Origin of the sequence: Burkholderia sp. MSMB1589WGS, from assembly GCF_001636105.1 — a bacterium.
GTDB lineage: Bacteria > Pseudomonadota > Gammaproteobacteria > Burkholderiales > Burkholderiaceae > Burkholderia > Burkholderia humptydooensis.
This window is the reverse complement of the sequence record NZ_LNJT01000007.1, coordinates 923063-944410: the sequence shown is the minus strand read 5'-3', so window position 1 is coordinate 944410 and position 21348 is coordinate 923063. Positions and strand designations below refer to the sequence as shown.

The 21348-nt window shown below is 70.1% G+C and carries 17 protein-coding genes; 5 read left to right on the top strand and 12 right to left on the bottom strand.

Annotated features, from left to right (window positions below):
* Window positions 1–2: 2 nt before the first annotated feature.
* From WT16_RS12290 to WT16_RS12270, 6 genes are all read right to left on the bottom strand, one after another.
* On the bottom strand, window positions 3–1379 hold the full coding sequence (locus tag WT16_RS12290) for an NCS2 family permease (RefSeq protein ID WP_063533421.1): 1377 nt from the start codon (window positions 1377–1379) through the stop codon (window positions 3–5).
* Window positions 1380–1448: 69 nt separating this feature from the next.
* Window positions 1449–2474 carry an adenosine deaminase gene (locus WT16_RS12285; protein WP_006025644.1) on the bottom strand — a complete coding sequence of 342 codons (1026 nt, stop codon included), beginning with the start codon at window positions 2472–2474 and terminating at the stop codon, window positions 1449–1451.
* 41 nt (window positions 2475–2515) lie between these two features.
* Window positions 2516–3559, bottom strand: coding sequence for a xanthine dehydrogenase accessory protein XdhC (gene xdhC / locus WT16_RS12280; RefSeq protein WP_015601934.1), 1044 nt, complete (start codon window positions 3557–3559; stop codon window positions 2516–2518).
* 23 nt (window positions 3560–3582) lie between these two features.
* A complete protein-coding gene (locus WT16_RS34395; RefSeq protein WP_197486471.1) occupies window positions 3583–3831 on the bottom strand; it encodes a hypothetical protein in 249 nt (82 codons plus the stop codon).
* Window positions 3832–4194: 363 nt separating this feature from the next.
* The gene (locus tag WT16_RS12275) at window positions 4195–4704 is read right to left on the bottom strand and encodes a disulfide bond formation protein B (RefSeq protein WP_006025647.1); all 510 of its coding nucleotides are present in this window, start codon (window positions 4702–4704) and stop codon (window positions 4195–4197) included.
* Between the two features lie 103 nt (window positions 4705–4807).
* A complete protein-coding gene (locus tag WT16_RS12270; protein ID WP_063533851.1) occupies window positions 4808–6184 on the bottom strand; it encodes an amidase in 1377 nt (458 codons plus the stop codon).
* A gap of 413 nt (window positions 6185–6597) precedes the next feature.
* Between WT16_RS12270 and WT16_RS12265 the strand changes: the two genes are divergently transcribed.
* Both WT16_RS12265 and WT16_RS12260 read left to right on the top strand, forming a co-directional pair.
* Window positions 6598–7926, top strand: a complete 1329-nt coding sequence (locus tag WT16_RS12265) for a type 1 glutamine amidotransferase (protein WP_059934063.1) — start codon at window positions 6598–6600, stop codon at window positions 7924–7926.
* 346 nt (window positions 7927–8272) lie between these two features.
* Window positions 8273–9568, top strand: coding sequence for an MFS transporter (locus WT16_RS12260; RefSeq protein WP_006025650.1), 1296 nt, complete (start codon window positions 8273–8275; stop codon window positions 9566–9568).
* A gap of 274 nt (window positions 9569–9842) precedes the next feature.
* Here WT16_RS12260 and WT16_RS12255 read toward each other — a convergent pair whose 3' ends face one another.
* Window positions 9843–11687: a tetratricopeptide repeat protein gene (locus tag WT16_RS12255; protein WP_063533420.1), complete on the bottom strand. Its 1845-nt coding sequence runs from the start codon at window positions 11685–11687 to the stop codon at window positions 9843–9845.
* Window positions 11688–11825: 138 nt separating this feature from the next.
* On the opposite strand from WT16_RS12255, the gene WT16_RS12250 reads away from it, so the two are divergent.
* Window positions 11826–13472 carry an FAD-dependent monooxygenase gene (locus tag WT16_RS12250; protein WP_063533419.1) on the top strand — a complete coding sequence of 549 codons (1647 nt, stop codon included), beginning with the start codon at window positions 11826–11828 and terminating at the stop codon, window positions 13470–13472.
* Between the two features lie 41 nt (window positions 13473–13513).
* Here the strand turns inward: WT16_RS12250 and WT16_RS12245 are convergent, their stop codons facing one another.
* Genes WT16_RS12245 through WT16_RS12230 form a run of 4 tightly spaced genes read right to left on the bottom strand, consistent with a single transcriptional unit; the run spans window position 13514 to window position 18798 of the window.
* On the bottom strand, window positions 13514–13783 hold the full coding sequence (locus tag WT16_RS12245) for a formate dehydrogenase subunit delta (protein ID WP_059934058.1): 270 nt from the start codon (window positions 13781–13783) through the stop codon (window positions 13514–13516).
* A 7-nt stretch (window positions 13784–13790) separates the two neighbouring features.
* Window positions 13791–16745: a formate dehydrogenase subunit alpha gene (fdhF, locus tag WT16_RS12240; RefSeq protein WP_063533418.1), complete on the bottom strand. Its 2955-nt coding sequence runs from the start codon at window positions 16743–16745 to the stop codon at window positions 13791–13793.
* A gap of 14 nt (window positions 16746–16759) precedes the next feature.
* Window positions 16760–18328 carry a formate dehydrogenase beta subunit gene (locus WT16_RS12235; protein WP_063533417.1) on the bottom strand — a complete coding sequence of 523 codons (1569 nt, stop codon included), beginning with the start codon at window positions 18326–18328 and terminating at the stop codon, window positions 16760–16762.
* Window positions 18325–18798 (bottom strand): NAD(P)H-dependent oxidoreductase subunit E, encoded by a 474-nt coding sequence (locus tag WT16_RS12230; RefSeq protein WP_015600799.1) that lies wholly within the window; start codon window positions 18796–18798, stop codon window positions 18325–18327. Before WT16_RS12230 ends, WT16_RS12235 begins: the two co-directional genes overlap by 4 nt.
* Window positions 18799–18928: 130 nt before the next feature.
* Between WT16_RS12230 and WT16_RS12225 the strand changes: the two genes are divergently transcribed.
* Together WT16_RS12225 and WT16_RS12220 are read left to right on the top strand one after the other, a co-directional pair.
* A complete protein-coding gene (locus WT16_RS12225) occupies window positions 18929–20035 on the top strand; it encodes a substrate-binding domain-containing protein (protein WP_009913262.1) in 1107 nt (368 codons plus the stop codon).
* A gap of 100 nt (window positions 20036–20135) precedes the next feature.
* Window positions 20136–20399, top strand: a complete 264-nt coding sequence (locus WT16_RS12220) for a hypothetical protein (RefSeq protein WP_063533416.1) — start codon at window positions 20136–20138, stop codon at window positions 20397–20399.
* Window positions 20400–20422: 23 nt separating this feature from the next.
* Here the strand turns inward: WT16_RS12220 and WT16_RS12215 are convergent, their stop codons facing one another.
* Window positions 20423–21067 (bottom strand): rRNA adenine N-6-methyltransferase family protein, encoded by a 645-nt coding sequence (locus WT16_RS12215; protein WP_006025659.1) that lies wholly within the window; start codon window positions 21065–21067, stop codon window positions 20423–20425.
* Between the last annotated feature and the right edge of the window lie 281 nt (window positions 21068–21348).

Here is a 21348-nt window from a genome sequence, read left to right as displayed (position 1 = left end):
AATCAGAGCTGCGCGACGAGCAGCACCGACAGCGCGGCGACCACCCACATCGCGGGCTTCACGTCGCGGCGGCGGCCGGTGAAGAGCTTCAGCACGACGAACGCGAGAAAACCGTATGCGATGCCTTCGGTGATCGAGTACGTGAGCGGAATCAGGATCATCGCGAGGAACGCGGGGATCGCCTCGTCGAAGCGGTGCCATTCGATCTTCGTGATCGATTCCATCATGAACACGCCGACGAGCACGAGCGCGGGCGCCGTCGCGATCGCGGGCACGAGCGACAGGAGCGGCGACAGGAACAGGAACGGCACGAAGCACAAGCCCGCGATCACCGCGACAAGCCCCGTGCGGCCGCCCGCCGAGATGCCGGCCGCCGATTCGATGTACGCGTTCGCGGGGCTCGTGCCGAGCGGCGCCGACACGACGGCCGAGAACGCGTCGACGATCATCGACTGGCGGATGTTGCGCGGATTGCCGCCGGCATCGCGCAGGTTGCCCGCCTCCGAGATCGCCATGAAGGTCGACAGTGCGTCGAAGAACGCGGTGAACAGCATCACGAAGATGAACGGCCAGTACGCGAACTTCAGCGAACCGAGCAGATCGAGCTGGCCGAGCGCCGAGAAGTCCGGCGCGGCGACGAAGCCGTTCCAGTTGACGAGCGTCTTCGTCGCGATCGCGGCGGGCCAGTACGCGCTGCCGTCGCCCCACACACGGCCAATCGGGATCGCGAGCAGCGTCGTCGCGACGATGCCGAGCATCAGCGCGCCCGTCACGCGGCGCACGACGAGCACGGTCGTGATCGCGAGGCCGGCGAGAAACGTGACGATCACCGGATTGAGCGACGTCGCATGGACGATCGTCACCGGGTCGCCTACGATGAACTTCGCGTTCACGAGCCCGATCAGGCTGATGAACAGGCCGATGCCGCACGACACCGCGTGCCGCAGGCTGGCCGGAATCGCGTCGACGACGAGCTTGCGCGCGTTGAACGCGGCGAGCGCCGCGAACAGCACGCCCGCCCAGAACACGCAGCCGAGCGCGGTCTGCCAGGGCATCTTGCCGCCGTGGACCATCACGAACGTGAAGAGCGCGTTCATGCCCATGCCTGGCGCGACGAGCACCGGATTGCGCGCGTACAGGCCCATTGCGCAACTGCCGAGGAAGCTGACGATCACGGTCGCCGTCAGCGCGGCCGGAAACGGCACGCCCGCCTGCGACAGGATGCCGGGATTCACGACGATGATGTACATCGCGGTCAGGAACGTCGTCACGCCGGCGACGATCTCGGTGCGCAGCCGCGAGCCGGACTCGCGGATGCCGAAATGGCGCTCGAGCGCCGAGCGTTTCGCGGGCGCGGCGGTGCCTTGATAGAGGTCCATCGTTAAGCTCTCCTCAGAGTCTCGCGTCGGGCGCGCCGCGTCGCAACGCGCGCGCGCGTCGTGCGGCTGTCAGGCCGCGTGCCAGTGCGCGTCGAGCTTCGCGATCAGCGCCGCGCGTTCGTCGGCGCTCACGAACGACGCTTCGAAGCCGTTCCTGATCACCGTGTAGACGTCGGCCTCGCCAAGCTGCAGCGCGTCGACGGTCGCGAAGTAGTTTTCGTTGACGTAGCCGCCGAAATACGCGGGATCGTCGGAGTTGATCGTCACCGCGACGCCGCGATCGAGCAGCGCCTTCAGCGTGTGCTTCGTCAGGTCGTCGAACACGCGGAGCTTCAGGTTCGACAGCGGGCAGACGGTGAGCGCGATCTTCTCGCCGGCGAGGCGCGCGACGAGCGCCGCGTCCTCTGCGCTGCGCACGCCGTGATCGACGCGATCGACCTTCAGCACGTCGAGCGCTTGCGTGACGTATTCGGGCGGGCCTTCCTCGCCCGCGTGCGCGACGAGCTTCAGGCCCCGCTCGCGCGCCTTCGCGAACACGCGCGCGAACTTCGACGGCGGATTGCCGCGCTCGGACGAATCGAGGCCGACGCCGACGAGGCGCTGCGCGTAGCGCTCGAAGAGGGGCAGTGCCGCCTCGAATGTCGCGAGCGCGTCTTCCTCGGACAGGTGGCGCAGGAAGCACAGGATCAGCTTGCTCGAGAAGCCGCGCGCTTGCGCATCGGCGAGCGCGCGATCGATGCCGGCGACGACCGTCTCGATCGGCACGCCGCGCTCGGTGTGCGTCTGCGGATCGAAGAAGATCTCCGCGTGCGCGACGTGATCGGCGAGCGCGCGCTCGACGTACTCGGCCGTCATGTCGTAGAAATCCTGCTCGGTGAGGAGCACGCTTGCGCCTGCGTAGTAGATGTCGAGGAACGACTGCAGATCGGTGAACGCGTACGCGGCGCGCAGCGCGTCGATCGATTCGTACGCGAGCTTCACGCCGTTGCGCTGCGCGAGCTTGAAGATCAGTTCGGGCTCGAGCGAGCCTTCGATGTGGATGTGCAGTTCGGCCTTCGGCGCGCGGGCGATCTTGTCTTTGAATGTCGGGGTCATTGTGGTGTCGGTGGTCGTATCCTGGTTTGAATGATGGCGATTCAGCACGCGCTTGCGCCGGATGGCGAAGGCGACGCGGCCGCACGCTCGTTCGCGCGGCGCGCGTCGACGGTCTGCAGGATCTGCGCGGCGACGGCGATCGCGATTGCCTCGGGCGCCTTGTCGACGATGCCGGGCACGCCGACCGGGCATTGCATCCGCGCGATCTGCAGCGGATCGATGCCGCGCGCGGCGAGCCGGTGCTCGAACTGCATCCGCTTCGTGCGCGAGCCGATCATGCCGAAGTACGCGTAGTCGCCGCGCGCGAGAATCCGGTGCGCGAGCTCGAGATCGCGGGCGTGATTGTGCGTCATCACGACGAAGTACGCACCGGGCGGCGCTTCATCGACCGCTTCGTCGGGCGCGTCGTTCGCGTCGAGCGACAGGTTGCGGATGCCCGCGAGCGCGTCGGGCGGCGGGAATTGCGCGTCGCGTTCGTCGACCCAGCGCACGTGGCAGGGCAGCGTGCCGAGCACGCGCACGAGCGCCGCGCCGACGTGCCCCGCGCCGAACAGCACGACCGAAAACGTGTGCGGCGCGATCGTCTCGGTTAGCAGCGGCGCGTCGCCCATCTCCCACAACAGGCAGTCGGCGCGCGCGGCGTTCGGCCCCGACCCCGGTTCGGGCTCGCTCAGCATCACCGCGTCGGGGACGGGGCCGAACGACACGCTGCGCACGGTTGGCGCGCCCGCCGCCGTGCGCTTCGCGAGCGACGTGATCCAGCCGAGATCGGCGATGTCGAGCCGCTCGAATGCGAGCACGACCGCGCCGCCGCAGCATTGGCCGAGGCTCGGACCGAGCGCGAGCCGTTCGAGCCGGCGTGCGTGCGGCGTGTGCGCGCCTTCCTTCAGCAATTGTCGAGCGATCTCGATCGCCTTCCATTCGAGATGGCCGCCGCCGATCGTGTGGCGCGCGGCCTCGCGCGTGACGAGCATCTTCGTGCCCGCGTCGCGCGGCGCGGAGCCGTCGACGCGCGCGACCGTCACGAGGACGGCCGCGTCGCCTCGGGCGAGCAGATGCTGCAGGTCGGTGAGCCAGGTTTCCATCCGGCGTTTCTCCTGATCGTGAATCAGGCCGTGGCGGCCGGGCGGGCGGCGGTTGCCGCGTGAAGCGCGCATCGCGCGCGGGCGCACTTCATGTCGCGGCGCGGCGAACGTGCGATTGCAGCGCGAGCCCACGGCATGCTGCGCGCGAAGCCCGTGCGGCCGGCTTGCTCGCTGTGGCCGAAGCCGATGCGGGAAACGTTGTCGATGCGGCAAGGACGAGCGGCGGCGCGGACGAAGCCGCGGCGGGACATGCGGATGGTTTGCGTTGTCATGGCGAATCCACGGGACATTGCGGATCAGGCGCGCGTTACGCAGGGTCGAGAGGCTCCCGCCTCGCGCACGTAGATCGCCATCCGGAAACGAAGATAGCACCGCAAAAAAGCGGCGGTATGGCCTGGCAATGATGCGGGCTATTCGGCGGCGATCATGATGCACGTAGGATTCGCGCGCCGGGCCGAAGTTGCCGGCGGCGGGAAACCGTTGCCCCGCGAGGGTCGCGGCGGGGCGGGAGGCGGGTGCGGCGCCGGCGGGCGCGTCGGCGCCGGGGCCGTCGCGCCCGGGAAAACGAGCAGTGGCGGCGACGGCCGCGCGGCGCAATCCGTCGCGATTGCGCCGCGCCGACGCGCCGACGCCGATCAGCGCAGCCGGCCGCGGTGGCGCAGCAGGCTCACGGCAACGGGCACGACGATCAGCGCGAACGCGATCAGCGCCCAGCCGGGCAGCAGGATGCCGAAGATCGGCGGATAGACGGTCTCGCACAGCCCGGCGACCTTGAACACGCCCGGCAGCCAGTGCGCGGGCGGCAGGCTGTCGACGACGGGCTGCAGCGCGTCGAAGCCGCAACTGAAGCCCGGATTGAGCTGCACGTACAGGTGGCGCGCCGCGGTGCCGACGCCCGCGGCGGCTGACAGCACGATGAGCGCCTCGGCCACCGCGATGCCCGCGCCGCTCGTCACCCCCGCGCCGATGAACGCGAACACCGCGATCAGCACGAAGAAATAGCGCTGGATGATGCACAGCGGGCATGGGTCCTCGTTTTTCACGTACTGCAGATAAAGCGCGCCGGCGAGAAGCGCGAGGCATACGAGGCCCAGCAGCACTAGCAGGCGTCGTTCGCGGCGCAGCGAGAGCGTCAGATGGTTCATCGAAACGGAGTTCCTTCGAGCGGTCGGGAAAATCAATCGTCGGATTTTAACGCGAACGCCGCGCCGCTTTCCGACGGCGCGGCATCCGGCGCGCAAGCGGCGCTCAGCGAATCGTCGCGAGCAACGCTTCGACCGCCTGGCCGATCGCGAGCAGCGCGTCGTCGTGGTGCGGCGCGGCGGCGAGCATCAGGCCGACGGGCGCTGTGTCGCGCGGATGGCACGGCAGCGACAGCGCGCACGCGTCGAGAAAATTGAACGCGCTCGGGTTGCGCAGCACGAGCGCGTTCATGCGCGTGAACGCGTCGTCGTCCTGTTCGAGCTCGGCGATGCGCGGCGGCGCGATGGGCACCGTCGGCGCGACGAGCGCGTCGAAGCGCTGCCACACGGTGCGCGCCGCCTCGTCGATGAGCGCCGCGCGCGCGGCGACGAGATCGAGGTAATCGGCGGCGCTCGCCGGCTCGCCCCTCAGGATGCGCGCGAGCACGCGCGGATCGTACGCGTCGCGGTGGCGCGCGACGAGCGGGCGATGCCACGCGTACGCCTCGATCGAAGCGAAACCGAAGCGGTTGATGTCGGGCAGCGTGTCGAGCGGCGCGAAGCGCGCGTCCGACACGATCGCGCCCGCCGCCTCGAGATGCTTGAGCGCGGCGTCGAGCGACGCCGCGACGTGCGCGTCGACGCCATCCGTCACGTAGTTCGTCAGCAAGCCCAGCCGTACGCCTTCGAGCGGCCGCGCGGCGCTCACGTGCGGCTCGAGGCCCGCGAGAATCCGGTCGACGAGCGCGCAGCACGCGACCGATACGCCGATCGGGCCGAACGAATCGAGCGTCGTCGACAGCGGCACGCCGCCTTGCTTCGGAATCCGGCTCGCGGTCGGCTTGAAGCCCGTCAGCCCGCAGAGCGCGGCGGGAATCCGGATCGAGCCGCCCGTGTCGGTCGCGAGCGCGACGGCCGCCATGCCGTCCGCAACCGACGCGGCCGCCCCCGACGACGAGCCGCCCGCGATCCGCTCGTCGCCCGGCACGCCGCGCCGGTACGGCGAGCGCGGCGTGCCGTAGTGCGGATTCAGGCCCAGGCCGGAGAACGCGAACTCGCTCATGTTCGTGCGGCCGACGAGCACGGCGCCCGCGCGCTTCAGGCGGGCGACCGTGACGGCGTCGGCGGCCGCCGGGGGCGCGTCGGCTAGCACGCGGGAGCCCGCGCGCGTCACCTGGCCCGCGACGTCGAACAGGTCTTTCACCGACACCGGGATGCCCGCGAGCGGCGACAGCACGGTGCCCGCCGCGCGCAGGCGATCGTGCGCGTCGGCGGCGGCGCGCGCGCCTTGCGCGTCGACCTCGGTGAATGCGAGCGCGCCTTGTCCCGCCGGATCGGCGATCCGTTCGAGCGCGGCTTCGACGAGCGCGCGGCTCGTCGTCGTGCCGGCGGCGAGGTCGGCGGCGAGTCGGGCGAGCGGCGGGAAGGGGGCGAAAGTGGTCATGGCGGTATCGGGCTGGATCGGGTTGGCGAAGCGCCGCGCGAAGCGGCCCGGAACGCTCCGGCGCGTCGCGAAGCCGCGCGATGGAGGGCGGCGGGCGGGTTCGCGCATTGTAGAACAGCGGTGCGTCGCGGAGGCGAGGGTCGCGAGCCGGGCATGAAATCGCGAAGTCGATGCGCTCGCGTGGCGCGCCTTGTCGCGCCGCTGCCGTTGCGATGCCGCCGCGCGTCGTTTCGTCGGTCGAATCGCACGTCGAATCGTGCGTGTCGTCGCGCAATTGCAACGCGCGTCGGCGTGAATTCGACACAGCGTTGCAACAATATTGACGAAATTCTGTCGGTTTGCCGTCGATCGTGTACTGAAGCATAATGAATCTTTGTTGATTCTCCGCGTGACCGACGCGCTAGACCTTCGTCATGAGCGAAAACACGTCCGCAAGAGCCGACCAGTCCGGTTCTTCCTCTTCTTCCGCCGCGACGCCCTCCGGGCACGCCGGCCCGGCTTCCGCGCCGTCTCCCGTCTCCGACAAACCGCCCGCGGGCGCGACTGTTCACGTCGGCGCGTTCGCCGCGCAGATCGCCGCCGCGCAGGACGTCGGCGATCCCGGCTCGGCGCCGACCGGCACGATCGCCGAGCCCGGCGCGCCCGGCATTGCGGCGGGCGGCGCGGCCGTGGAGCCGGCGGCAACCGCGCACGGCGCGCCTGCCGCCGCGCCCTCGGGCGCGACGAGCGCAGGCGCATCGGCGGCGGGCGCCGCAGGCTCCGCCGCGCACGCGAAAGCCGGCTCGCCGCCGCCGGGCTTCGGCGCGCAACCCGATTTCGAGACGTCGCGCCCGCCGCCCGCGAGCGCGGCCGCGCCTGCGCCGCCCGCCTACCTGAAACAGAGCGACACGCCGTGGTCGGTGTTCGGACGGATCATCGCGGCGCGCGCGCGGCGGCTCTTCGACCGCGCCGGGCAGCGAATCACGCAGCGCACGCTGCGCATCGGCGTGTCGGCGCGCATCTTCCATCCGGAGGTGGGCGCGCCGGGGCTGCGCGGCAAGACGCTGCAGTATCTGGAGGAATCGATTGCGCACTGGGTGATGTCGCGCGACGTGCTCGTGTTCATGATTCCGACGGTCGGCCATCAGGGGATGCTGCATCCGAGCAACATCCGGCTGCGCGACTACGCGAAGCATCTCGACGGTCTGTTGCTGCAAGGCGGCGCCGACGTGTCGCCGCAGACCTACGCGGCGTCCGACGCGCGTCCCGAATGGCCCGGCGATCGCGTGCGCGACATGTACGAGCTCGAGCTGCTGCACGAGTTCATCGAGTCGGGCAAGCCGGTGCTCGGCGTGTGCCGCGGCTGCCAGCTCATCAACGTCGCGTTCGGCGGCTCGCTCTATCAGGACATCGCGACCGACGTGCCGACCGCGGGCGCGCACGTCAGCGAGCACTACGACCAGCACCGGCACGCGATCCGCTTTCCGGACGGCTCGACGCTCGCGAACATGTTCCCCGGCCGCCGCGAGGCGATCGTCAATTCGATCCACCATCAGGCGATCCGCGACATCGGCCGCGATCTGAACATCGAGGCGGTGTCGGCGGAAGACGGGATCATCGAAGGGGTCCGCTATCGCCGCGCGCCGTTCGTCGTCGGCGTGCAATGGCATCCGGAGTTTCATCGCGCGGGCGGCCCGGAGCTGCTCGACTGCACGCCGCTTCTCGACACGTTCCTGCGCGCGGCGCGCGAGACGCGGCTGTAGCCGGCGCGACGCGATTTCCCCGCGAGCAGGAAAGAGACGGGCCGCGCTTCGGTGCGGCCCGTCGTTCGTTCGGCGTCCGGAGCGTCGGCCGGATGATCGCGCGATCGCGCCGCGCGTAAGAAGACGTGTAAAAGGACTCGAAAAGCGCTTTTTTTCAAATGCCTTTCGGATTGCTTCGCAAGCGGCGCTTTGACGCATCTCGCCGTCGTTCGCAGTAAGATGGCGGACGCCGCGCAGCGCATCATCGATCTGCGCGGCCCCCGGCGCGCCGGGGCAAGAAACACGATGTGACATGCGCCGTGCGCCGCCCTCGGGGCAGCCGCGGCGCAGCCTTATCGAGAGAGACATGACTACCGCGTCCCCCGCAATCCAGCAGGAATCCAAGGCCAGGACCGTGTTCCGCGTCGTCAGCGGCAACTTCCTGGAAATGTACGACTTCATGGTCTACGGCTACTACGCGTCCGCGATCGCCAAGACCTACTTTCCGAGCGGCAACGCGTTCGCCTCGCTGATGCTGTCGCTGTCGGTGTTCGGCGCGGGCTTCCTGATGCGTCCCGTCGGCGCGATCGTGCTCGGCGCGTACATCGACCATCACGGCCGCCGCAAGGGCCTCATCCTGACGCTCGCGTTGATGGCGCTCGGCACGCTGACCGTCGCGACGATTCCGGGGTACGCGACGATCGGCGTGCTCGCGCCGGTTCTCGTGCTGCTCGGCCGCCTGCTGCAGGGCTTCTCGGCGGGCGTCGAGCTGGGCGGCGTGTCGGTGTACCTGTCGGAGATCGCGACGAAGGGCAACAAGGGCTTCTACACGTCGTGGCAGTCGGGCAGCCAGCAGGTGGCCGTCGTGTTCGCCGCGTTCGTCGGCGTGCTGCTGAACCGCGCGCTGCCCGTCGAGCAGATGACGTCGTGGGGCTGGCGCATCCCGTTCCTGATCGGCTGCCTGATCGTGCCGTTCCTGTTCCTGATCCGCCGCTCGCTGAAGGAGACCGACGAGTTTCTCGCGAAGCGCCGCCGTCCGAGCATGGGCGAGATCATGAAGTCGATGCTCGAAAACTGGGGCGTCGTGCTCGCTGGCATGGGGATGGTCATCATGACGACCGTGTCGTTCTACATGATCACCGCGTACACGCCGACGTTCGGCAAGGAAGTGCTGCACCTGTCGGCGACCGACGCGCTCGTCGTGACCGTCTGCGTCGGGCTGTCGAACCTGGTCTGGCTGCCGCTGTCGGGCGCGCTGTCCGACCGGATCGGACGTCGCCCGGTGCTGATCGCGTTCACGGCGCTCACGATCCTCACCGCGTATCCGGCGATGCAGTGGCTCGTCGGTTCGCCGTCGTTCCTGCGGCTGCTGACCGTCGAGCTGTGGCTGTCGTTCCTGTACGGCTCGTACAACGGCGCGATGGTCGTCGCGCTGACCGAGGCGATGCCGGCCGACGTGCGCACCGCGGGCTTCTCGCTCGCGTACAGCCTCGCGACGACGATCGGCGGCTTCACGCCGGCGATCTCGACGCTGCTGATCCACGAGACCGGCAACAAGGCGGCGCCGGGGCTCTGGCTCGGCCTCGCCGCGATCTGCGGGCTGATCGCGACGCTCGTGCTGTACCGGTCGCCGGAAGCGCGCAAGCAGTACAAGACGACTTGAGCGGACGGGCGGCCCGCCGCGAGCGGGCCGTCGTCGGCGAATCGGAAAACGGAGCGCGTCGCGCTCCGTTTTTGTTCGGGCGAAACGTTGGCGTGGGCGCGCAGCGAAGACGCCGGGGCAAGCCGCGAGCCGTGAGGGCGTGCGAGCGCAGCATCGACGAATCGATCATGTCGCGGCGAGAAAGCGAGAGGGCGAGAGGGCGAATCCCGTCGGACGCATCCTGGACGCGAAGCTCATACGGTCAAAAGGGGCACGCACGAATGCGCGCGCGCCGTCACCCGCGTGCGATCTCGCCCGCGACGGCCGCGACCACGTCGTCCCAGCGTCCCGGCTCCGATTGCCGGACGAGCCGCGCGCGCGGATACCACGGGCTGTCGTTGCCCGTGCTCCAGCGCCAGTCGGCGGCGACGGGCAGCATCAGCCACAGCGGCTTGTCGAGCGCGCCCGCGAGGTGGGCGACCGCGGTGTCGATCGAGACGACGCCGTCGAGCCGATCGATGAGCGCGGCCGTCGCCGCGAAATCGGTCAGGCCGTCGAGCCGATGGATGCGAGCCGCATCCGGATGCGCGTCGAGCGCCGCGCGCTCGGTATCCGTCAGCGTCGGCTGCAGCACGATCCAGTCGATGCCGGCGAGCGCGAAGAGCGGCGCGAGCGCATCGAGCGGCAACGCGCGATTCTCCTGCACCTGCGCGCTGCCGGACCATGCGATGCCGAGCTTGCGCTTCGCCTGCCCGCCGAGCGAGCCGCGAAAACGGCGGCGCGCGGCGTCGGGCACGTCGAGATACGGCGTGCGAGACGGGATCGAGTCGTATTCGAGCCCGAGCGCGAACGGCAGGCTCAGGAGCGGGCAGACGAGATCAGCGGCGGGCGTTTGCGCCGCATCGGCCGACACGACGCTCACGCGCCAGCGCGCGGCCATCGGCGCGACGAGCGGCAGCAGCGTGGGCTGGACTTGCAGGATCAGCCGCGCGCAGCGCGCGCGCGCGAGCGGCACGAGCCGCACGAACTGCAGCGTGTCGCCGAAGCCCTGCTCGGCGCGCACGAGCAGCGTGCGGCCCGCGATCGGCTCGCCTTGCCAGCGCGGCAGCGGCCCGAGCGGCGCCGCGCCCGGCAGCGCATGCCGCGCTTCGTACGCGGGCAGGCCGCGTGCGAAGTCGCGCAGCGTGAGCAGCGTGACCGCGCGATGCATTTGCGCGAGCGCGTGCGACGGATCGAGCCGCAGCGCCTGATCGAACGCGCGCAGCGCCATCTCGTGCGCGCCGAGCGCGTGATGCGCGGTGCCGAGGTTGAGCCAGGCGAGCACGAACGACGGATCGAGCCCGACCGCGCGCTCGTAATGCGGCAGCGCGTCGCGATGGCGGCCGAGCGCCGCGAGCGCGTTCGCGAGCCCGAACAGCGCGAGCGGGAAGCGCGGCTGCAGCGCGAGCGCGGATTCGAACGCGCGCAGCGCCTGCGCATGCCGGCCGACCGCGTCGAGCGCGTTGCCGAGATTGAAATGCGCGGCGACGAAGCGCGGCTCGGCGGCGAGCGCCGCGCGAAAATGCGCGACCGCCTCGTCGGTATCGCCGAGCGCGGCGAGCGCCATCCCTAGGTTGTTGTGCGCGCCCGCGTGGCCGGGGCGCAGTGCGAGCGCGCGGCGAAACGCCGCAAGCGCGCCGTCGTGCCGGCCGAGCGCGTTGAGCGCGTTGCCGAGGTTGTTGTGGATCGACGCGTCGCCGGGCGTGAGCGCGAGCGCGCGCTCGAACGCGTCGACCGCGTCGTCGTGGCGCTCCTGCGCCGCGTACGCGTTGCCGAGGTTGTAATGCGCGAGCGGAAACTCCGGCGCAAGCGTGAGCGCGTTGCGAAAGCGCTCGATCGCTTCGTCGAGCCGGCCGAGCGCCTTGAACGCGTTGCCGAGGTTCAGTTGCAGCGCCGCGTCGTTCGGGCGCAACTCCACCGCGCGGCCGACGAGATCGGCTGCTTCTTCGTGCCGGCCCTGCTGATGGCGCAGCACGCCGAACAGGTGCAGCGCGTCGGCATCGGCGGGATTGGTGGCGAGCGCCGCCCGGTAGCCGTGCTCGGCATCGTCGAGCCGGCCGGCGCGGTGCGCGGCGAACGCGCGGTCGAAAGCGGATTCCATGACGCGGGACAAACGGGAAACCCCGCATTTTCCCATACCTCGAACCGCGCCGGCCGAATCCACCGGTGCGGCCGCCCGCTATGGATGCGGTGCGGCGGCGGGCGTAGACTGCGGATGTTGCGTATCGACGAGGTCCTTATGGCAGTCGTTCCGCTCGCCACGCCTCCCGTGCTGATCGTCGGCGCCGGGCCGACCGGGCTCGCCGCCGCGCTTTGCCTTGCGCGCGCCCGCGTGCCGTTGCGAATCGTCGACAAGGCGGCGCAGCCCGCGCGCCATTCGCGCGCGATCGGCATCCAGGCCCGAACGCTCGAGCTCCTCGAGCAGCAGCGCGTCGTCGACCGGTTCGTCGAGCTCGGCCATCGCGCGCGCGTCGCGATCCTGTACTCGGCCGGGCAGCGTATCGCCGAGCTCGACTTCGATCCGCTGCAAACGCGCTATCCGTACCTGCTGTTTCTCGACCAGACCGTCACCGAGCGTTTGTTGGCCGAGCATCTCGCGACGTTCGGCGTCCACGTCGAGCGCGGCGTGACGCTCACGCACTGCGGAGAGCCGGAAGGCGCGCTCGACGTCCGGCTGCGCCACGGCGACGGCCGCGACGAGCGTCTGCAGCCGTCGTACGTCGTCGCGGCAGACGGCGCGCACAGCACCGTCCGGCGTCTGCTCGACGTCGATTTCGTCGGACATGCGTTCGAGCAGACGTTCATGCTCGCCGATCTCGACGTCGGCGCCGACTGGCCGGACGACGAGATTCATTTGTTCACGACGGGCGACGGCATTGCCGGATTGTTTCCGATGGGCAACGGCCGCTACCGGCTCGTCGCCGATCGGCCGCCGCGCAACGGCGCGCTCGACGACGAGCACGGGCCGTCGCTCGACCTGTGCCGCGAAATCGTGCGCGCGCGCGTGACGCCGGATCTGAAGATCGGCGATCTTGCGTGGTCGTCGTATTTTCATCTGCACAGCCGAATGGTCGCGAAGCTGCGCGTCGGGCGCGTGTTCTTCGCGGGCGACGCGGCGCACGTGCACAGCCCGGCGGGCGCGCAGGGGATGAACACGGGTATCCAGGAGGCGTTCAATCTCGGCTGGAAGCTCGCGCGCGTGCTGGCCGGCAACGCGCCCGAGCGGCTGCTCGACACGTATCACGCGGAGCGCCATCCGATCGAGCGCGACATGCTGCGGCAGACGAGCTTCGCGACACAGCTCGTCGAGGCGGACCGCGGGCCGCTCAAGCTGCTGCGCGATCACGTCGTGCCGATCCTCGCGTCGTTCGGGCCGCTGCGCGATGCGGCGCGCCGCACGGTCAGCGAGCTCGCGATCCAGTATCGGAAGAGCCCGCTCACGCTCGAGCGCGTGCTCGACGGCGGGCCGCGCGCGGGCGAGCGCGCGCCGGACGCGCTCGTGCAGGTGCTCGACGGGCCGCTGGGCAAGGCGCCCGGCGTCGCGCGCCTCTTCGATCTGCACGATCCCGCGCATTTCACGCTGCTCGTGCTCGAGCCGCGCGAGGCGATTGACGACACGTTGCCGTCGGACCCCGGCGAGGACGGCCGCGCGCTCGCCGACGCGCTCGAGCGGATCATGCCGGGCGCGGTGCGCTGCTGGCGCGTGACGGATGCGCAAGGCGAGGGCGCGCCGCTGCTGGCCGATGCGTACGGGCGCGCGCGGCCCGTGTTCTACCTGCTGCGCCCGGACGGCTACGTCGCCGCGCGCGGCCGCCCGGCGACCGATGCGAACGCGTTGCTGCGCCATTGCGAGACGTGGTTCTCGGGAATGCGGCTCGAAGGCTGAAGACGACGGCGCGCCCGGCGGGCGCAGCGCCTGCGCCCGTCCTACGCGGCGTGCGGCGCGACGGGCGAGGCAGGCGCCGGCTCGAGCGACGCGCGGTGCCTGTCGATCGCCTCGCGAACGATCGGTGCGACGCTTTGCGCGGTCTCGTCATGCGGATCGTCGAGCGCGGCGAGGAGCGCGCGGCGCATCCGCGGCTCCCAGAAGCGCCGGATGTGGTCTGCGATGCCCGCGACCGCCTCGTCGTGATCCGGCATCGACGCGAAGAACGCGCCGATCTGGTTCGCCATGTCGATCAGATGTCGGCTTTCCATGTCGACCTCACTTGCCCGATGCCGTTGCCGGCGCGCCCGCCGCCGTGCGCCGCTCGAGCAGCGCGAGCTGCTCCGCGCGAAAGCGCGTGTACGCGCGCTGCCACTCGGACGGTTGCGCGACGGGCGCGACCTGCACGGCCGTCACCTTGTACTCGGGGCAGTTGGTCGCCCAGTCGGAGCTGTCGGTCGTGATCACGTTCGCGCCGGATTCCGGGAAGTGGAACGTCGTGTAGACGACGCCCGGCTGCATCCGCTCGGTGACGAGCGCGCGCAGCACCGTCTGCCCCGCGCGCGATTCGACGCCGACCCAGTCGCCCGTCCCGATCCCGCGATCGTTCGCGTCGTGCGGATGGATCTCAAGCCGGTCCTCGCCGTGCCAGCGGACATTTTCCGTGCGGCGCGTCTGCGCGCCCACGTTGTACTGCGACAGGATCCGGCCTGTCGTCAGGATGAGCGGATAGCGCGGCGTGACCTTCTCCGGCGAAGCGATGTACTGCGTGATCATGAACTTGCCCTTGCCGCGCACGAAGTGATCGACGTGCATCGTCGGCGTGCCTTCGGGCGCCGCGTCGTTGCACGGCCACTGGACGCTGCCCAGCTCGTCGAGCAGCGCGTACGACACGCCCGCGAACGTCGGCGTGAGACGCGCGATCTCGTCCATGATCTCGGACGGATGCGCGTAATGCATGTCGTAGCCGAGCGCGCGCGACAGCATCAGCGTCACCTCCCAGTCCGCGTAGCCGGAAAGCGGCTTCATCGCGCGGCGCACGCGCGAGATCCGGCGCTCCGCGTTCGTGAACGTGCCGTCCTTCTCGAGGAAGGTCGCGCCCGGCAGGAACACGTGCGCATACTTCGCGGTTTCGTTCAGGAAGATGTCCTGCACGACGAGGCATTCGAGCGACGACAGCGCGGCCGCGACATGCTGCGTGTTCGGGTCCGACTGGACGATGTCCTCGCCCTGGCAGTAGAGGCCCTTGAAGCTGCCGTCGAGCGCCGCGTCGAACATGTTCGGGATGCGCAGGCCGGGCTCCGGCTGCAGCGTCGTCGACCACGCTTCGTCAAAGAGCGCGCGCACCGCGGCGTCGCCGATGTGCCGGTAGCCGGGCAGCTCGTGCGGGAACGAGCCCATGTCGCACGAGCCCTGCACGTTGTTCTGCCCGCGCAGCGGGTTCACGCCCGCGCCCTCGATGCCGAGGTTGCCCGTCGCCATCGCGAGATTCGCGATGCCCATCACCATCGTCGAGCCCTGCGCATGCTCGGTCACGCCGAGCCCGTAGAAGATCGCGGCGCGTCCGCCCGTCGCATACAGGCGCGCGGCGGCGCGCACCGCGTCGGCCGGCACGCCGGTGACGTCCGCGGTTGCCTCGGGCGAGTTCTCGGGCTGCGCGGCGAACGCGCGCCACACGTCGAACGCATGCGGCTCGCAGCGCTCGGCGACGAATGCCTCGTTGACGAGGCCCTCGGTGACGATCACGTGCGCGAGCGCGTTGACGAGCGCGACGTTCGTGCCGGGGCGCAATTGCAGATGATGGACGGCCTTCACGTGCGGGCCATCGACGAGATCGATCCGGCGCGGATCGACGACGATCAGCTTCGCGCCCTCGCGCACGCGGCGCTTCAGGCGCGAGCCGAACACCGGATGGCCGTCGGTCGGATTCGCGCCGATCACGACGATCACGTCGGCCGAGCCGACCGACGCGAACGTCTGCGTGCCCGCCGATTCGCCTAGCGTGACCTTCAGGCCATAGCCCGTCGGCGAATGGCAGACGCGCGCGCAGGTATCGACGTTGTTGTTGCCGAACGCCGCGCGCACGAGCTTCTGCACGAGGTACGTCTCCTCGTTCGTGCAGCGCGACGACGTGATGCCGCCGATCGAATCGCGGCCGTGCCTGTCCTGGATGCGGCGGAACCGCGCGGCCGCATGGCCGATCGCTTCGTCCCAGCTCACTTCGCGCCAGGCATCGGTGATCTTCTCGCGGATCATCGGCTTCGTGATGCGGTCCTTGTGCGTCGCGTAGCCCCACGCGAAGCGGCCTTTCACGCACGCGTGGCCTTCGTTCGCCTGACCGTTCTTGTGCGGCGTCATCCGCACGACCTGCTCGCCCTTCATCTCCGCCTTCAGCGAGCAACCGACGCCGCAGTACGCGCAGGTCGTCACGACCTCGTGCTCGGGCTGGCCGAGCCGCACGACGCTCTTCTCGACGAGCGTCGCGGTCGGGCACGCGGCGACGCATGCGCCGCACGACACGCATTCCGAATCCATGAACGCCTCGTCCGCGCTCGCCGCGACGCGCGATTCGAAGCCGCGCGCGGCGATCGTCAGCGCGAACGTGCCCTGCGTTTCCTCGCACGCGCGCACGCAGCGATTGCAGACGATGCACTTCGACGGATCGTAGCTGAAGTACGGATTCGATTCGTCCTTCGCGTCGTTCAGATGGTTCTTGCCGTCGAAGCCGTAGCGCACCTCGCGCAGGCCGACCGCGCCCGCCATGTCCTGCAGCTCGCAATCGCCGTTCGCCGCGCACGTGAGACAGTCGAGCGGATGATCGGAGATGTAGAGCTCCATCACGTTGCGGCGCAGGTCCTGCAGCCGGTCGCTTTGCGTGCGCACCTTCATGCCGGCCTCGACGGGCGTCGTGCACGACGCCGGATAGCCGCGCCGGCCCTCGATCTCGACGAGGCACAGGCGGCATGAGCCGAACGGCTCGAGCGAATCGGTCGCGCAGAGCTTCGGCACGTTGATGCCGGCCTCGATCGCCGCGCGCATCACCGACGTGCCGGCCGGCACCGTGACCGTGCGGCCGTCGATGTCGAGCGTGACGTCGGCGTCGGCGTGGCGCTTCGGGGTGCCGTAGTCGGTGTCGTCGAACGGATCGGCGCGGCGCGCTTGCGCCGCGCTCTTGCACGCGCACTGGCCGGAGCCGCAGCCTTGCCGGGACGAATCGAATGCGGAAGAGGTCATCGGGGCTCCTGCTGTCAGGCCGTGGCGGGCGCCGCGCCGCTCGCGTGCGCGGCGAGGCCGAAATCTTCGGGGAAGTGGTCGAGCGCGGACAACACCGGGTACGGCGTCATGCCGCCCATCGCGCAGAGCGAGCCCGCGGTCATCGTGTCGCACAGGTCGCGCAGCAGGCGCACCTGCTTTTCCGACGTGTCGCCCGCGCGGATCTTCGCGATCGTCTCGACGCCGCGCGTCGAGCCGATCCGGCACGGCGTGCACTTGCCGCACGATTCGAGCGCGCAGAAGTGCATTGCGTATTCGGCGAGCGCGGCGAGGTTCGACGTGTCGTCGTGCAGCACGATGCCGCCGTGCCCGACGACGGCGCCGACGGCCGCGTACGCCTCGTAGTCGAGCGGGATGTCCCACTGGCTGTCGGGCAGGTAGGTGCCGAGCGGGCCGCCCACCTGCGCGGCGCGCGCCGGGCGGCCGCTCGCGGTGCCGCCGCCGAAGTCGAACAGCAGCTCGCGCAGCGTGACGCCGAATGCGAGCTCGACGAGCCCGCCGCGCTTCACGTTGCCCGCGAGCTGGAACGGCAGCGTGCCGCGCGAGCGGCCCATCCCGTAGTCGCGATAGAACGCCGCGCCGCGCGCGAAGATGATCGGCACGGTCGCGAGCGTGATCACGTTGTTGATGACGGTCGGCTGCCCGAAGAGCCCCGACAGCGCGGGCAGCGGCGGCTTCGCGCGCACGACGCCGCGCTTGCCCTCGAGCGATTCGAGGAGCGCCGTCTCTTCGCCGCAGACATACGCGCCCGCGCCTTTCGCGACGTGCAGCTCGAACGCGTGCGCGGTGCCGAGCACGCTCGCGCCGAGCCAGCCGGCCGCGCGCGCGCGGGCGATCGCTTCGCCCAACGCCGCGATCGCGTGCGGATATTCGCTGCGCACGTAGATATGGCCGACCGTCGCGCCCGTCGCGACGCCCGCGATGATCATCCCTTCGATCAGGCAGTACGGATCGCTTTCCATCAAGAGGCGATCGGAGAACGTGCCGGAATCGCCTTCGTCTGCGTTGCAGACGATGTATTTCTGCGCGGCCGCGGCTTCGCGCACGGTCCGCCACTTGATGCCCGCCGGAAACGCGGCGCCGCCGCGTCCGCGCAGGCCCGATTCGACGAGCGTCTCGCACGCGGCGGCGCCGTCGAGCGCGAGCGCGTTCTTCAGGCCCGCCAGGCCGCCGTGCGCGACGTAGTCGTCGATCGACACGGGATCGGTGATGCCGATGCGCGCGAACGTGAGCCGCTGCTGGCGCTTCAGATAAGGAATTTCGTCGACGATGCCGACGCGCGCCGGATGTTCGCCGCCGTCGAGCCAGCCGGCGTCGAAGAGCGCGGGGACATCGGCCGGCGTGAGGTTCGCGTAGCCGACGCGGCCCTCCGCGATGCCCACTTCGACGAGCGGCTCGAGCCACAGAAGGCCGCGCGAGCCGTTGCGCACGAGTTCGATCGCGACGCCGCGCTTCGCCGCCTCCGCCTCGATCTCGCGCGCGAGCGCGTCCGCGCCGACCGCGAGCGCCGCGCAATCGCGCGGCACATGGATGCGCGTGCTCATGCGGGCTCCTCCGTGCGGACGGCCGCGTCGAAGAGCGCGTCGAAGCGCGCGGGCGACATCCTGGCATGCGGCTCGTCGTTGATCGTGAGCGACGGCGACTGCGCGCAAAGGCCGAGGCAATAGACCGATTCGAGCGCGACCTCGCCGCCGTGCCCGCCGTCGATCCGGCAGCCGGCGCGCGCCTGCGCGTGCGCGACGAGCGCCTCGCCGCCCATGCTGCGGCACGCTTCCGCGCGGCAGAGCCGGATCGTCACGCGCGCGGGCGGCGCGGTGCGGAAATGGTGGTAGTAGGTCAGCACGCCGTGCACTTCGGCGCGCGACAGGTTGAGCGCTTTCGCGAGCGGCTCGACGCACGCGGGCGGCACGTAGCCCGCGTCGTCCTGGATCGCGTGCAGGATCGCGACGAGCGACCTGCCGGGTTGCGCATGCGCGCGCACGAGCGCGTCGGGCGCGACGGAACTGGGGGACATCCTGTTGCCTCCTCCGAAGCCATATATGCGCTTATGGTTCATATAGAGCGCAAACAGACCTTGAGATATTGATGTGTATCAACGATAAATCGATAGAATGACGGTCGCAATAGGAAACAGGATTGCATAAATGATTCGAGTCGAATGCGACGCGCATTTGATCGTGCGCGACACCGACGGCCGCACGGCGAGCCTGACCGATGTGGCGCCGCTCCTCGAGCTCGTCGCGACGGCGGGCAGCATCGCGCAGGCGGCCGACGCGAGAGGGCTGTCGTACCGGCACGCGTGGGGGCTGCTGCGCGCGTTCGAGGCGTGCGTCGGCGGCGCGCTGATCGAAACCGTGCGCGGCAAGGGTTCGTCGCTGTCCGAGCTCGGGCAGGCGGTCGTCGATGCGCAGCGGCTCGCCCGCGAGCGTCTCGACGGCAACCTGCGCGCGCTCGCGGCGGAAGTCGCGAGCGGGCTCAACCGGCGGCTCGCGCGTCACGCGGGCGCGCTGCGAATTCACGCGTCGCACGGCTACGCGGTTGCGGCGCTCGTGTCCGCGCTCGTCGAAGCCGGTTCGCCCGTCGACATCAAGTACCGCGAGAGCGTCGAGGCGATGCGCTCGCTCGCGGGCGGCGAATGCGATCTGGCGGGCTTTCATCTGCCGCGCGGCGCGTTTCGCGCGCCCTGCGCGCAGATCTACCGGCCGTGGCTCGACGATGCCGATCACGTGCTGATCCACCTGACGCGCCGCCAGCAGGGCCTGTTCGTGCCGCGCGGCAACCCGAAGCGGGTGGCGGGCCTCGCCGACCTCGCGCGCGGCGACATCCGCTTCGTCAACCGGCAGCCGGGCTCCGGCACGCGTATGCTGCTCGATCTCGCGCTGCGCGACATCGGCATCGATCCGGAGCGGATCGACGGCTATGCATCGGCGGAGCTCACGCATTCGGCGATCGCCGCGTTCGTCGCGAGCGGGATGGCCGATCTCGGCTTCGGCGTCGAGCCGGCGGCGCGCCACTTCGGGCTCGACTTCATTCCGATCGTCGACGAGGATTATTACTTCGCGTGCGAGCGTTCGCGGCTCGGCGGCGCGCCGCTCGCGGGCGCGCTTGCTTTGCTGCGCGACGACGGCTACCACGCTGCCGTCGCGCGGCTCGACGGCTACGATCCGAGCGTGTGCGGCACGCTCGTCGATGTGGCGGCGGGCCTCGCGGGCACGGCCGACGATGCGCGCGCCGGCGGTCATCTGCTGTAACGAAGCGGCTGCGCGAACAGCGCTGCAAGGCGCGCGCATTTGCGTTACGCTTGCCGCTTCCTTTCGTGTGATCCAAAGCGCCGACAGGCGTTCGACATCGATGAAGCTCCTGACCCAACTCGCCATCGCGTCCGCTGTGGCGGGCGCGCTTGTCGCGGCCGCCACGGCCGCGTTCGCGCAGAACTCGCCCGGCGTGCCGGGCGGCATCCTGAACGACCAGTTCCGGCTGAACGAGCATCCGCAAATGCAGTTCGCCGCGTCGGCGCCGACGAAGAAATATCAGAGCGGCAAGAAATCGGACCTGCGCAGGAAGGGCGACATGGGCGACCCGAACGGCTGCAACCTGAAGTGCCCGATGAACTGACGATGCGCATGCGCGGCGCGACGTCACGCGGCCGTCGAGGGCGGCTGCGCGCGCGGCCACGAATGGCCGATCGACGACGGGGACCCCGAGAAGTCCGCGTAGCGCTGCAGCCGATAGACGGCTGCGGGCGGCACGTTCGCCCACGCGATGCCGATGCGCTCCGCACGAATGCCGATTGCCGCGAGCCGGCGGGCGGGAATCGGGCAGCGGGGCAGATAGGTGAACTGATAAAACGCGCCGCCCGGGCCGAGGTGCATCGCGAACGCGCCGTGCACGATCGCGATCGCCTGCTCGACCGGCATTGCGACGAGCGGCAGGCCGCTGACGACGGTGCTCGCGCGCGCGTCGCCGAACAGGCCGTGCGTGATGCCGAGTTCGGCTGCATCCATGTTCATGACCCGCAGCGCGGGGAAGCGGCGGCGCAGTGTCGCGGCGAAAGCGGGATCGGCTTCGACGAGCACGAGCCGCTCCGCTGCGACGCCGCGCGACAGCAACTCGCGCGTGAAGACGCCCGTGCCCGCGCCGAGCTCGATCACGCGCGCGCTTTCGCCGGGGATCTGGGCGGTCATCAGGGCGGCGAGCGCGGGGCTGGACGGCGCGAGCGCGCCGACCTGCCGCGGATTGCGCAGCCAGGCACGCAGGAAGAGCGCGAGTTCGGGGATTCGCATGATTCATTCCTGAGGAATTGAGCGGCAAGCGGAACGCGGCATCGTTCGGACGAAATCGGTTCCGACGCTACGACCGGCAAGCTAGCCTGCCACGTTCAAAAACACCGGCCATCGTGTATTACCCGCTGTATTGCGCTCGCGCATGAAGCGAGGCGATGGCGCGAAGCGGCGGCGCGCAAGCCGCGCCATTGCGCCGGCCGATGATGGCGCGGCGTGAAATCGCCGGAGCCGGATAAAAGAGCGTGGCGAAGAGTGGCGAAAAAGCGTGGCGAAAAGAAAAA

What these genes read in the sequence shown, in the direction of transcription:
- WT16_RS12290 (WP_063533421.1), bottom strand. Translation starts at nt 1,379, where the DNA reads ATGGACCTCTATCAAGGCACCGCCGCGCCCGCGAAACGCTCGGCGCTC.
- WT16_RS12285 (WP_006025644.1), bottom strand. Translation starts at nt 2,474, where the DNA reads ATGACCCCGACATTCAAAGACAAGATCGCCCGCGCGCCGAAGGCCGAA.
- xdhC (WP_015601934.1), bottom strand. Translation starts at nt 3,559, where the DNA reads ATGGAAACCTGGCTCACCGACCTGCAGCATCTGCTCGCCCGAGGCGAC.
- WT16_RS34395 (WP_197486471.1), bottom strand. Translation starts at nt 3,831, where the DNA reads ATGACAACGCAAACCATCCGCATGTCCCGCCGCGGCTTCGTCCGCGCC.
- WT16_RS12275 (WP_006025647.1), bottom strand. Translation starts at nt 4,704, where the DNA reads ATGAACCATCTGACGCTCTCGCTGCGCCGCGAACGACGCCTGCTAGTG.
- WT16_RS12270 (WP_063533851.1), bottom strand. Translation starts at nt 6,184, where the DNA reads ATGACCACTTTCGCCCCCTTCCCGCCGCTCGCCCGACTCGCCGCCGAC.
- WT16_RS12265 (WP_059934063.1), top strand. Translation starts at nt 6,598, where the DNA reads ATGAGCGAAAACACGTCCGCAAGAGCCGACCAGTCCGGTTCTTCCTCT.
- WT16_RS12260 (WP_006025650.1), top strand. Translation starts at nt 8,273, where the DNA reads ATGACTACCGCGTCCCCCGCAATCCAGCAGGAATCCAAGGCCAGGACC.
- WT16_RS12255 (WP_063533420.1), bottom strand. Translation starts at nt 11,687, where the DNA reads ATGGAATCCGCTTTCGACCGCGCGTTCGCCGCGCACCGCGCCGGCCGG.
- WT16_RS12250 (WP_063533419.1), top strand. Translation starts at nt 11,826, where the DNA reads ATGGCAGTCGTTCCGCTCGCCACGCCTCCCGTGCTGATCGTCGGCGCC.
- WT16_RS12245 (WP_059934058.1), bottom strand. Translation starts at nt 13,783, where the DNA reads ATGGAAAGCCGACATCTGATCGACATGGCGAACCAGATCGGCGCGTTC.
- fdhF (WP_063533418.1), bottom strand. Translation starts at nt 16,745, where the DNA reads ATGACCTCTTCCGCATTCGATTCGTCCCGGCAAGGCTGCGGCTCCGGC.
- WT16_RS12235 (WP_063533417.1), bottom strand. Translation starts at nt 18,328, where the DNA reads ATGAGCACGCGCATCCATGTGCCGCGCGATTGCGCGGCGCTCGCGGTC.
- WT16_RS12230 (WP_015600799.1), bottom strand. Translation starts at nt 18,798, where the DNA reads ATGTCCCCCAGTTCCGTCGCGCCCGACGCGCTCGTGCGCGCGCATGCG.
- WT16_RS12225 (WP_009913262.1), top strand. Translation starts at nt 18,929, where the DNA reads ATGATTCGAGTCGAATGCGACGCGCATTTGATCGTGCGCGACACCGAC.
- WT16_RS12220 (WP_063533416.1), top strand. Translation starts at nt 20,136, where the DNA reads ATGAAGCTCCTGACCCAACTCGCCATCGCGTCCGCTGTGGCGGGCGCG.
- WT16_RS12215 (WP_006025659.1), bottom strand. Translation starts at nt 21,067, where the DNA reads ATGCGAATCCCCGAACTCGCGCTCTTCCTGCGTGCCTGGCTGCGCAAT.